Here is an 11819-nt window from a genome sequence, read left to right as displayed (position 1 = left end):
TTTCAGTTCGTCATTCCCAAAGTTTTAAAATCAAGTTATGGCTTCGGTGTCTGTTTTTTCACGCACAACCCCCAACAATAAAAGTATATGTAAAATACGGTCTGCTGTCTGGGCGTTAAATATTTTTACATTTGCAATACCGTGACATACATCATTACGAATATTCCACCCACGTTGTTCTGTAAGAACGATTCTTAAATAATTGGCAACATCTTCCCCAAATGACTCCTCAATTAAAGGATCCCTTAAAAGATCATCTAAAGTTCTTAACTGGTTATATCCATTTCTTGATATTTTATAAACCGTTCCTCCACCATATTCAACGAGTGTTCTCAATGATGCTTCAATTTGCGGGATTAATAGATGAATAGATACAATAAAGTCATTTTTAAAATAGGCATCTAATCCAATTTCAATTATTGTTAATTGCTCCTCAGAAATAATAGGGCTGTTAGAAATAAATTTAATAATATGGTCTTTGTTTAAGCCAAATTTTTCAATTGCAGCATCAATGCCTATCCTTAAAAAATAGGATGAAAACGACAATCTCTGTGATATATGCAAAACAGCGTGTCCTTCTATATCATCTTCCAGTGAACCAACTTTCGCAATAATTTGTCCATTCTCACCCAATAACATTTGAGACATTAAATAATAAAACGGAGTTTCTTCTTTTTGGCTTAATACATAGTCCTTCGCTTCTTTTTTTGAGGGGCCTTTCCCCGTTTTTATAAACTTCTGAATAAAATCATCAATATCATTCGAAGTCATATATTCTATGTGTTTTTTAATTTTTTCAGGAGGAAATTTATATAAGAAATCATGAGTTCTCAACTCAGATTCAATATCCTGTCCATATTCTCTAATATCGGATAGTACCAATTTCATTTCTTCATTTAAACCAAATTCTGAATATAATGTACATATGTGTTGTAGATCTGAAATAATCTGGATTGCCGAAATTTCAGGATTATTTTCAATAATTTTGTAATAAGATTTTCCAACCCTTACTATAACTCTCTTGACGTCTTCATTTTTCTGTTTTTTTTGATAATATTTTGCCAGCCGTATCGCTGATGATTCTGCTGCCTGTGGAAATATTTCATTGATGTCGGATGAAATTGTTAATCTTTCTAATTTGTCCTCTAACTCTTTAATTATTTCAGATTCTTTACCATCCGTGAGGGCAATTTTTTTACTTACAGATTTATCTTTAACAAGCAAATCATAAGAATGCCCCCAAGTTCCAGGTTTTTTATCCACTGAATTCTTTTTTTCAAAATTTATGATTGAGTCTCTGCATCGGTACATGAAATTATAATTATTTAATTTAATTGAAAGCTCCAATGCTCTTTTTAATTTGCAATAAACATTGTGTGTGTGTTTATGAAAATTACCATCAGCTATATCAATTAATGCGGCTATGTGAGTTTTGTACATTTCAATGGACGGTTCTGCACCTGAAATTTTTTGTTTAAAATCAATGACAAGTCCACTATATCTTGCAATGAGAACGGGGTTTTGACTTTCATTTGCTCGTGTTTCCCAATAATCAATCATTGATGGAGTGATACAATTTATTGAAGGTATGGTTGCACCGTTATCAAAAACAACCATTGGACCAAAGTAATTACCGATTCCGCTTTCACCGTCACATCCAAATCCTTCTCCAAATGAAAAAGCATTTAGTTCTGAAAACCATTCTTCACTATTATCTTTATCCGAGATTAAAGATTCGAAAATATCCCTTTCGTCATAATTTTTGAAAACCATGTCATCATAACTTTTTAATGCCTCAGGAATCTCAACTGGAGTCATTTTTCCCCTCTCTGATTATTTATTGACAAGTTATGAACAGGCCAAAGTTTTTCAATTGATTCGTAGATATCCATCACTAGAAATTTCTCAATACCTATTTCTTTTTTAAGTTCAGAGTCTATTTTTTCAATGCAATCGTAATTCTCTACAACTACAAATTCAATATCTTGATATTCAAATGTCAAATTACCAGGAACTCTCCATTCCCTCTCATGAGTATAATCAACATGCTTTAATTTTTTTACCTGTTTTGTATAATTTGGCCAAAATGGTGTAATAAAATTAAACACCCCGGGAGGCCAGCGATCTTTATCTTTCTCAGTCAAATTTTCAAAATCTGACCTAATATAAAGTGCAGGACCACCTCCAGAATCAAATATAAACTTTTTGTTAAATCCAATTCCAAACGGCGAATATTCTTCCGCATGATGTATGAGACTTGTCCATGGGCATTCTGTGAAGCATACGCAACTTGCTTTAGTCCATGGCATCATGGAAGCGAAAATAGTTTTACTCTTTAGTATGGATTCAAGCCTGTTAAATGCAGATTTAAAATTTTTTTGATCAATTTTTACGCTTGAACGAATTGGATTTTCTTTTTCTTTACAGAAAGGCGCCTTACTTTTTGTGAAATGGACAATATAAAATGAACTGTCAGGTTTATTATATGATTCGTATCCAGTCTTTATTTTCTTGTGTTTCTCCATTGGCACTTGACTTTTCACACTTTCCATTGGCTTAGAAGATTTCGTTGATGTTTTTGAGCTTGCTGTTGGTTTAGGTCTTTTTGGCGGATTTGTCTCATTCACAGAATCTTCCAATTCAGAAGTATCTGGAAGTAATGCCATATCCTCAACACATACTTTTTTAACCATTTTTCCACCTTTACTTTATTATAAAATAAGGAGATTATAATATTTAAAAAGTATATATGTTTTTTTAAAAATTTGATACACCCAAAGTTAAATTAAATCTTAATAACTCCACCTGTAACAAGAAAATGTTAGTAAAGATTTAATCAATACAAAAACGATATATCCGGCTGACAATAATGTTTGATGACGCCGATAAATATGAACTCGCCAATTCTTTAAAAGAAGATTTAAGATTATTTTTGGAATCAGTTTGTGTGGAAGGAATCGGAATAGCAGGATTATTCAAAGAAATGGGACTTCAAAGTGGAATCACACTCGAAATTTTTGAAGAACATTTTCAAAAGACATTCGGGTTGTGATTCTAATGAATTTTTAGAAATATTTCTGACTTTGTATTTCGAGTAATTTTCCTAAATTACTTCTCTCCTTTCCCATTTTCTTCTTCCAACCGGTTCATAAATTTCAAATATCCGCAAGCTGCTGCCCCGACCGGAATAACGCGGATGTCGCCGACAATACCCGGTTTCTGTTCATCCAGTTCAATTTCAACAACGGACGGTTCGGACATGCGCGCTTTAATCGGCGATCCCGGGCAAATCAAATATTTGCCGTGGTATTCGTCAATCATGGGCGTGTGAATATGCCCGAAAATGAGGACATCGACGCCCATTTCCCGCGCTAAATACCAGCGGGATGTATTTTCGTTGAGGGAAACGCCGGCCTGATGAATAACACCGAACTTGACGCCGTTTTCTTCAAACACCCGTTTTTCCGGGATTTTGGCTTGAATTTCTTTTCCGTCGTTATTTCCGTGAACAGCTTTGAGTTTTCCCGTTTTTTCAAACAAATCAAAAATTTCCTTGGATTCAAAATCGCCGGCATGGACGATGACGTCCGCTTCTTTCATTTTTTCCCGCATGATCTCCGGAAAGGTGGGGAAATCGGAAGCGTCGGCAACGGCTTGAATTTCGGACGGCTCAAGTTTTGGGATGTGGGTGTCGGACATGACCAGTATTTTCAAAATATCTCCTCAATTTTTTTTATTTGTATTATTGTCATTTTAAATGGAAAATTTCCACAAAACCATTTTAATTTCTAATTATATATAAAATTGTAGTGCTATAATAAAGATTTAAATCAATGAATCCGTTAATTCTCATAAATTCTAATATTTTAAATTTTAATTATTCCAATACTAATCGTTCCAATCATTTCAATCATTTCATCATTCTCATATCCGAGGGATCAATATGGATTGTTTATTTTGTAAAATCGCAAGCGGTGAAATTCCGAGTTTGAAAATCGAAGAGGACGGCAAACATTTGGCGTTTTTGGACATTCATCCGTGTTCCAAAGGCCACACGGTTGTGATTCCAAAAAAACATTCGGCCGCCTTTGCGGAAATGTCCGAAAGGGAGTCGGCAGAGTTATTCGCTTTTGTGAACGGCGTTTCCAAACAAATATACAAGAATTTAAACGCGGACGGGCTTTCCATCGGCACAAATGTTTATGAAGCGGCCGGACAAACCGTCATGCACACGCACATTCATATTATTCCGCGTTACAACGGCGACGGCGGCGGTTCCATGCATTCGATTGTCAGCTCCTGTTCCGCCGAAGAGAAAGACATGAAATATTTGGCTCAAATTCAAAACCAAATCCGGAAATGATGGTATGCAAGAATCCGAAATCCGGACGGAAACGAACGCCACCGAAATTCAATCTGAAATTCAACCCGAAAAGTTCGGACGGTATTTCGGCGTTTGCGCGTCGTTTCACCACTCTAAAGTCTGCCTTTGTCCGGTGTGTTCACTCCGCCCGCCGATTGGGATTATTATGTATTGCGCCAAAGGAAAATGTCCGACGTACGGTTCCGGCGAGGAAAACAATAAAACGATCGGCATAGACAACAACGAAACCAATGATTCCTGTTTATGTCCCGGCTGCGCCGTTTACAAACAGTTTGCGATGGAAGGTGCCGATTTTTGCAGAACGGACGGATGAATAAACTTGGGATGAGAAAAATATCCGAAAATAAAAACTAAAAATAAAAACCGGAAACAAAATCCGAAACAAAAATGATGACTCAAAGATATTCCCGTCAACTCCCGCTTTTTGGAGAAAGCGGCCAAAAAGCACTATCAAAAGCGACGGTCTTCGTCGCCGGAGCCGGCGGCCTCGGCTCGCCCGTCGCGACGTACTTGGCGGCGGCCGGCGTCGGAAAAATCATTCTTTTGGATTTTGACGCCGTGGATGAAACAAATTTGAACCGCCAGTTTTTGCATCATGAAAAAGACATCGGCCGGCAAAAGGCGATTTCCGGGTCGGAAAAATTGTCGTCTCAAAATCCGTATGTTACGACATTGCCGGTTTGCGAAAAATTAACGCCGGAAAATGTCGCGGAACTGGCAGAAGGCGCCGGAATAATTGTCGACGCGCTTGACAACGATGAAACGCGCCGTATTTTAGCTGAATTTGCTTATCGAAACGAATTACCTTATTTCCATGCGGGCGTTTACGGATTTTCCGGACAAGTCGCTGTATTTTTGCCGGGCGGACCGTGCTTTTTCTGCGCGTTTCCGGCGCCGGAAAATAAAGATTTGAGCTGCAAAATTTCAAAAACGGAGAAGTTTCCGATTTCAGGATCGGTTTGCGGCGTGATCGGGTCCCTTGAAGCCAACGAAGTCATCAAATACATCACCAAAAAAGGCGAATTGCTTTCCGAAAAGTTGTTGATTTGGGACGGACTTTCCAATTCATTTGACGTCATTGAACTCGAAAAAGACGAAAACTGTCCGGTCTGCGGTAAATGTAAAAACGGGGAAAAAATATGAAAATAACAATTTTAGCATACGGGCGCCTACGGGAATATTTCCCGGAAAAAACGGAAACGGCGTTTTCGGAAAACACGGATTTAAAAGAGATATTGAGACAGTTTTCCCTGGAAAACGACGATGGCGGATCTCTTCTTTTCGATTGTTCCGGTCATCTCCGCCGAAATATCATCGTCCAAGTGAACAAAAAAAGAATTGTTTGCGATTCGGCCGCGTCTTTTTTTCCAAAAGACGGCGATGAAATCATTCTTTATCCGCCTGTTTCCGGCGGCTGATCTTTTAAACTTGAGATTCACTTGTGTTTTTGGCTTGTGCTTTTAACTTGTGCTTTTAACTTGATTGATAAAAACAAATTTCTCAAAAATCAGCCGATTTTAGGCGTTTTTTTCAAAAATCTATATAAACCTTTATATAGAATCGGTCATCTATTTCTTTATTCTTAAAGTATACTTTTATTGAACAAAAATTTAGAATATTTTTGAATTGTTTGGAAAATAATATTCAAAATATTCAGGAACCGCCACAGAGAGTTTTATTTTAAAGGTTAGTTTATTTTTATTCGGAAGGATATAAATGGTTGATGTCAAACAAGAACTTGAACTCCTGAGACAAAAGCTGCTCGACTTGTCTCTCAATAACAATCTTTTAAATTACACACCGTCCAAAAAAAGAACGATTGAAATTAAAAACGACAATATTTCCGAAATTTACGATATTTTGGTTGTCCAGGAAAAATCCATGAAATTCCGGGCCAACGGCACGGAAACAAAAACAAAAAAAGCCGGGGCGGCATCCTCTGAAGCGGATGTGGAAACCGAGGAGGAAGGCGGTCTTTTAAGAAATATTTTAAAGAAGAAAGAAAACGAGACCAAAGAAAGTTCGGGCGTCATGCTGGAAACGCCGTTTACGCCGGACGACTTGGAAAACCGCCTGTTTTACGCGAACAACCAGGCGATTGCCATCTTTGAAGAGCAAGGCTATCCGATTTTATATTTGGCGACCGGATTTTTAGAATGGACCGACGGCTCGAAAAAAAGCTTTAAAGCGCCGCTCATTCTCATTCCGATTCAATTCAAACGCGTCGGACTCAAACGAAAATTCACAATTCAATGGACCGGCGACGATATTTTTGCGTCCATCACTCTCAAAGCCAAACTTCTGGAATTCGGACTTGAGCTCCCCGAATTTACCGGCGCCGAAGACAAACACGCCGTAGACTTTTATCTCAAGGCGGTTGACGATTTAATTTCCGAAAAAGACGGCTGGAAAGTCACAACCGAAGCTTATCTCGACTTTTATAACTTCAAAAAATTCGTGATGTATAAAGACTTAGACCCGTCCGTCTGGCCCAAAGGCCAGGGTCCCGAAACGCATCCGCTCATCAACCAGGTTTTTAACCCGTCTCTTCCCGAATATGACGGCGGCTTTTTGGAAAACGACGTCGATATCAAACTGAAAGCCGAAGACATTTACCATATCGTTAACGCCGATTCGTCTCAAATTGCCGTCATCGAAGACGTGAAAGCCGGCCGGAATTTGGTCGTTGAAGGGCCGCCCGGAACCGGAAAATCCCAAACGATCACGAATTTAATCGCGGAACTGCTCATTATGGGCAAAAGCGTTCTTTTCGTCAGTGAAAAAATGGCGGCGCTTCAAGTCGTTAAAAAGCGTCTCGACACCATCGGTCTTGGCGATATGTGTCTTGAAATTCACAGCCACAAAGCCCAGAAAAAAGCGGTTTTGGATGAGCTGGAACGAACATTAAAACGTCAGCCGCCGATGGAAAAAAACATTTCTCAAGATTTGGTCGAACTTGAAAATCTCAAGTATGAACTCAACGAATACGCAAAAGCGCTCAGTCTCAAAGTCGGTCCGATCGGAAACACCGTTTACGATATTTACGGCATTCGCGAAGACGTCAATCATTATTTTGCCATGCAAAAGCGGAAAATGAAGACCATCGAATTTTCCCACCCGGAGAGATGGGACAAAAATCAGTGGATGCAAGCCGTTTCCATTTTGGAAAAAATGACAGATACGCTCCCCAGTATCGGAAGCATCAAAAACAGCCCTTGGAACGGCTGCGCCCCCGGAATTATTCTTCCGCCCGACGCGCAAAAAATAGAATCCGATATTGAAGAAGCCGTCTTACGCGCTCAAAAAACAGACAACGCTGTTGATACAATCATCGGAAAAACAGGGCTGATCGCCCCGTCGTCTATGAGCGGCGTCGACGACGTCCTTGAAACGGCGGAAATCATTCTCGCGTCTCCGAAAGTGGACCGAACGGTTTTGAAAAATATCATCCAACCCGAAAACCAAAAGGTTGGTGCCGGGTTGATTCAAAAAGCCAAACGGTTTAACGACTTGGACAAACAAATTGAAGACATTTTCACATCTCAGATCTTTGAAATCGATATCGAATCTTATTTGCAGAAATCCGGAAAGCTGCTCAAATTCATGGACAAAGACCTGAAAAACCAAAAAGCGGCCGTGTTGAATTGTTACATTAAACGCGTTGATAAAAGCGATTCTGAAATGAAATCCGACCTTCAGAAAGTGCAGGAAGTCCAAGATCTGAACCGTGAACTCGGCAACTTAAAACAAAAAGCAACAACTCTGTTCGGACCGTTTTGGGAAATCGGACAAAAAGACCCGACTGTTCTCGATGTCTTTTTGGAGTGGTCGGAACACTTCGCCCGGCTTGTCAAAAGCGATTTGGTGACGAGTGATGTTTATCTGAAAATTGAAAAAGGAATCGAAAAAGACGACGTTTTAAAATCCATCGGCGACATCAAGGAAGCTTATGTCGGTCTTCCGGCCGCCGTTCTCAGAATCGTCAACGGAATCGGCGGCGACCCGTCCGTTTTCTTTAAGCCCGGCGCGGTCACCGAAACCGTCATTGACACATTCAAAACGCAATCCGCCGCACCGGAATTCGGGTCGGCCGAATACAATGCGGGGGACTTCAGATCCAATACCGGCGCAGCGACGACCGAAACGGACTTGTCCGAAGCGGCGTTTGGCCCCGGTTCCGATCCGGCATTCCGCTCAACAGCGGCGGTCGTTGCTTGCGACGATTCGGACATGGATTTGCCGGAAATGCCGCCCAAAAAACAGTATGCTTTTGCCGCGGACAATCCATCCTTTTCAGAATCCGTATCCGCAAAATCGCTTCGGTCCCGTCTTGAAAAATGGCATGAAGAACTTCCGTCTCTGGTTCTTTGGAGCCAATTTCTCATTTACCGTGATCAATGTCATCACACGGTCGCCGCGCCGATGATGGATATGATTGACAACGACGCCGTTTTGCCCGAAGACATCCTCCCGACTTTTAAAGGAAACTATGCCGACGGCGTTTTGCGCGCGGAATTTATGAAAAAGCGTGTGTTGTCCACCTTTATTAAAGAGGTGCATGAAAGCAAATTGCACAAATTCTCTGATTTGGACGAAAAAGTGATTTTGAAAAATCGCGACCGGATCAACGTTGAAATTTACAGCCAAATGCCGCAGATTTATGTCGGCGCGTCGCGCGAGTCCGAAGCCGGCATATTGCTCAATGAATTCAACAAAAAGAAAGCGCATATGCCGATCCGCCGCCTGATGTCAAGCGCCGGCGGCTTAATTCAAAAAATCAAGCCCTGTTTCATGATGAGCCCGCTTTCGATTGCGCAGTATTTGGACCCGCTGACCACCTCCTTTGACGTTGTTATTTTTGACGAAGCCAGTCAGGTTCGACCGGAAGACGCGCTTGGCGCGCTTCTCCGCGGCCGGCAAGTGGTGGTGATGGGAGATTCCAAACAGTTGCCGCCGACAACGTTCTTCGAAAATCTTTTGGAAGGCGACGATGAATACAATGAAGATGTCGTCTATTCCGATGTCGAAAGCGTTTTAAATATTTGCAAACGCAGTTTCCCGTATAAGACGCTTCGCTGGCACTACAGAAGCCGCCACGAATCGTTGATTGAAGTTTCCAACAATGAATTTTACGGAAATCACTTGTATGTTTACCCGTCCCCGCTTCATGAAGACAAAAACATGGGACTTCAATTGCGCTACCAGAAAGATACCATTTACGAACGCGGAAAAACCGGCGTCAACAAAGAAGAAGCCCGGATTGTCGCGCAGGAAGTAATCCGCCACTTCATCCATTTCCCGGATAAAACACTCATGGTCGGAACTTTTAACGTGAAGCAACAGGAAGCGATTCAAAAAGAAGTGGAAATTTTAGTCAAGAACACGCCCGGCTTTGAAAAGGTTTTTAACAACGAAAAAGGTGAAAATTTCACGGTCAAAAACATCGAAACCATTCAGGGAGACGAGCGTGATGTGATTTTCGTCAGCGTCGGATTTGGTTTTGACCAAAATGGCAAATTGTCCAAAAATTTCGGTCCGCTCAACCGCGACGGCGGAGAACGGCGTTTGAATGTTCTTTTCACCCGCGCCCGCGAAAAATGCGTAATTTTCTCAAACTTTACCGCCATTGATTTGGATGTCGGCGACGAAGACCCGGCCGGCCTGCGCATCTTAAAAGCGTTTTTGGCGTACGCTGAAACAAAGACGCTTCTGTCAAAGATGCCGGAATACCAAAGCGATGAAGCCGCCTTTGACGATTCCGTGCACACGTTCCTTAAAGAAAACGGATACAAACTTCACCAGAAAGTCGGCTGCGCCGGTTATAAGATTGATATGGCAGTCGTTAATGAAAACGTCCCGGGACACTACCTCATCGGGATTGAGTGCGATGGCCCGCAGTATTTTAATTCCCATGTTGCCCGTGACCGCGACCGCCTCCGGCGCGAGGTTTTGACAGGACTCGGCTGGACGCTTTACCGAGTTTGGTCAACCGATTGGTACATGAATCCGCAAAAGAGCCGAAAGAGCCTTCTGGACGCCATTGAAAAAGCCAAAGAAAACGCGAAAAATATCAAGCCGGCCGCAGAAACCGCGCCGGAATCGGATGAATCCGCAATGCCGGACACAAAAGACGTGACCGCCATTTTAAAATTCATCAATGACCGGGAATCTGAAATTCAAAAACAAAAGAAGAGCGCTCCGAAAGAAAATATAAAAACCGAAAAAGGCTCGGAAGATATGAAGACATCGGAGAATGATGAAATTTTATTGTTTGAAGAAAAAGAAGAAATTATCATTGAATTTGAAGAAGAGCCGGCTGAAAAAACAAATCCGAAAACAAAGTCAAAGCCGGAACCAAAATCCAAAAAATCTCCATCGGTATCCTCGGAAGAATCCGAATTCAATCCCGAAGAAGAAAAAGAAATCGGAAAAGAATTGAAATCTGAAGAAGAGGCCGGCAGACCGGAGAAACCAAAGAAGCCGGAAACCGAAACTGTTGCTATGTTAGTTGGTACACTTGTACATGGATTGGAGAAATCAAAGAAGCCGGAAACCGTCATCTCCGCAACAGATTCGGACACGGTGAAAAAGAAAACGTATGTTGACGCCGATGATTGCGTGATTGTGGAAAAAGTGAGCAAAACAAAATCCGATACAAAATCCAAAACCAAATCCGCGGAAATACCGTCTTTTGTACCGGAACCGGACGATAATCTTGACATCGACTTTTTCGGCGACGATGATTTTACGGAACTGTCGGAAGAGGACGACCCGTTCTCAGACAGCCGTATTTTGGCAGACGCGACGGAAGAAATCTTTGACGTCGCTTATTTGATTCAAAACGGCATTCCCAAATACGAAAGCTGCACAGGGGTTGATTTGCCGTCCACCGACAATCTGCTTGAAATTCCGCGCCACAAACTGGAGCATGAAATTGTGGAAATTGTCACTTTCGAAGGCCCGATTCATAAAGAACAACTCATTGCCATGATTAAGAAGCAATGCGATGTCAAACGGATGACAAAACCCATGCGGGATATGATTATTCGGGAAATTTCATCGGCCGAAAAGTCCAACTATATTCGCGTCCGCGGCAGCTACTTATGGTCCGCCAAACCGCGCAAATGCCTGGTCCGGCGTCGGGAAGGCGATTTCCTCGACATCGAATGGATTTGCGACGAAGAAATCCTTCAAGCGGCCGTTTATGTTTTAAAGACGCAGTATTCTATCCCGAAAGACCAGTTGGTAAAACAAGTATCGCTTGCGCTCGGATTTAAGACGCTGCGTCCTGCCGCCAAAGAAAAAATCGAAGGCATTGTGACGGAAGCGATTGAAGACAACAAATTGGTGACGCTTCCAAACGGAAAGATTTACCTGGATGAGTAAAGCGTAAGGTCATAAAGCGTGTAAGGTAGCAAAACGCGTCAAGTAGCAA

General features: G+C 41.6%; 9 protein-coding genes. 6 read left to right on the top strand and 3 right to left on the bottom strand.

All coding sequences use genetic code 11. The features are described 5' to 3' along the window. Positions 1–30: 30 nt before the first annotated feature. Positions 31–1818: a DUF4209 domain-containing protein gene (locus MsAc7_RS02355; protein ID WP_338103002.1), complete on the bottom strand. Its 1788-nt coding sequence runs from the start codon at positions 1816–1818 to the stop codon at positions 31–33. Then, positions 1815–2693, bottom strand: a complete 879-nt coding sequence (locus tag MsAc7_RS02350) for a hypothetical protein (RefSeq protein WP_338103001.1) — start codon at positions 2691–2693, stop codon at positions 1815–1817. The genes MsAc7_RS02355 and MsAc7_RS02350 overlap by 4 nt, the downstream gene beginning before the upstream one ends. Before the next feature lie 176 nt (positions 2694–2869). Here MsAc7_RS02350 and MsAc7_RS02345 point away from each other — a divergent pair, with 176 nt between their 5' ends. Next, positions 2870–3052: a hypothetical protein gene (locus MsAc7_RS02345; protein ID WP_338103000.1), complete on the top strand. Its 183-nt coding sequence runs from the start codon at positions 2870–2872 to the stop codon at positions 3050–3052. Between the two features lie 56 nt (positions 3053–3108). On the opposite strand, the gene MsAc7_RS02340 is transcribed toward MsAc7_RS02345, so the two are convergent. Continuing rightward, the gene (locus tag MsAc7_RS02340) at positions 3109–3714 is read right to left on the bottom strand and encodes a metallophosphoesterase (RefSeq protein ID WP_338102999.1); all 606 of its coding nucleotides are present in this window, start codon (positions 3712–3714) and stop codon (positions 3109–3111) included. Positions 3715–3943: 229 nt separating this feature from the next. Here MsAc7_RS02340 and MsAc7_RS02335 point away from each other — a divergent pair, with 229 nt between their 5' ends. The 5 genes from MsAc7_RS02335 (at position 3944) to MsAc7_RS02315 (ending at position 11770) form a co-directional block, all read left to right on the top strand. After that, on the top strand, positions 3944–4363 hold the full coding sequence (locus MsAc7_RS02335; RefSeq protein WP_338102998.1) for an HIT family protein: 420 nt from the start codon (positions 3944–3946) through the stop codon (positions 4361–4363). Positions 4364–4367: 4 nt separating this feature from the next. Then, positions 4368–4697, top strand: a complete 330-nt coding sequence (locus MsAc7_RS02330) for a DUF2769 domain-containing protein (RefSeq protein ID WP_338102997.1) — start codon at positions 4368–4370, stop codon at positions 4695–4697. 74 nt (positions 4698–4771) lie between these two features. Then, the gene (locus MsAc7_RS02325) at positions 4772–5527 is read left to right on the top strand and encodes a HesA/MoeB/ThiF family protein (protein WP_338102996.1); all 756 of its coding nucleotides are present in this window, start codon (positions 4772–4774) and stop codon (positions 5525–5527) included. Continuing rightward, the gene (locus MsAc7_RS02320) at positions 5524–5802 is read left to right on the top strand and encodes a MoaD/ThiS family protein (protein WP_338102995.1); all 279 of its coding nucleotides are present in this window, start codon (positions 5524–5526) and stop codon (positions 5800–5802) included. The genes MsAc7_RS02325 and MsAc7_RS02320 overlap by 4 nt, the downstream gene beginning before the upstream one ends. A gap of 298 nt (positions 5803–6100) precedes the next feature. Further along, positions 6101–11770, top strand: coding sequence for a DUF3320 domain-containing protein (locus MsAc7_RS02315; RefSeq protein ID WP_338102994.1), 5670 nt, complete (start codon positions 6101–6103; stop codon positions 11768–11770). Positions 11771–11819 lie beyond the last annotated feature (49 nt).

The sequence above is a fragment of the Methanolapillus millepedarum genome (assembly GCF_032594115.1).
In the GTDB taxonomy this organism is placed as follows: domain Archaea; phylum Halobacteriota; class Methanosarcinia; order Methanosarcinales; family Methanosarcinaceae; genus Methanolapillus; species Methanolapillus millepedarum.
The sequence above is the reverse complement of the archived record's forward strand: the minus strand, read 5'-3'. Positions and strand labels throughout refer to the sequence as shown.

Excerpts from the sequence above, each read along its gene's own strand:
- MsAc7_RS02355 (WP_338103002.1), bottom strand. The coding sequence starts at position 1,818 with ATGACTCCAGTTGAGATTCCTGAGGCATTAAAAAGTTATGATGACATG.
- MsAc7_RS02350 (WP_338103001.1), bottom strand. The coding sequence starts at position 2,693 with ATGGTTAAAAAAGTATGTGTTGAGGATATGGCATTACTTCCAGATACT.
- MsAc7_RS02345 (WP_338103000.1), top strand. The coding sequence starts at position 2,870 with ATGTTTGATGACGCCGATAAATATGAACTCGCCAATTCTTTAAAAGAA.
- MsAc7_RS02335 (WP_338102998.1), top strand. The coding sequence starts at position 3,944 with ATGGATTGTTTATTTTGTAAAATCGCAAGCGGTGAAATTCCGAGTTTG.
- MsAc7_RS02330 (WP_338102997.1), top strand. The coding sequence starts at position 4,368 with ATGCAAGAATCCGAAATCCGGACGGAAACGAACGCCACCGAAATTCAA.
- MsAc7_RS02325 (WP_338102996.1), top strand. The coding sequence starts at position 4,772 with ATGATGACTCAAAGATATTCCCGTCAACTCCCGCTTTTTGGAGAAAGC.
- MsAc7_RS02320 (WP_338102995.1), top strand. The coding sequence starts at position 5,524 with ATGAAAATAACAATTTTAGCATACGGGCGCCTACGGGAATATTTCCCG.
- MsAc7_RS02315 (WP_338102994.1), top strand. The coding sequence starts at position 6,101 with ATGGTTGATGTCAAACAAGAACTTGAACTCCTGAGACAAAAGCTGCTC.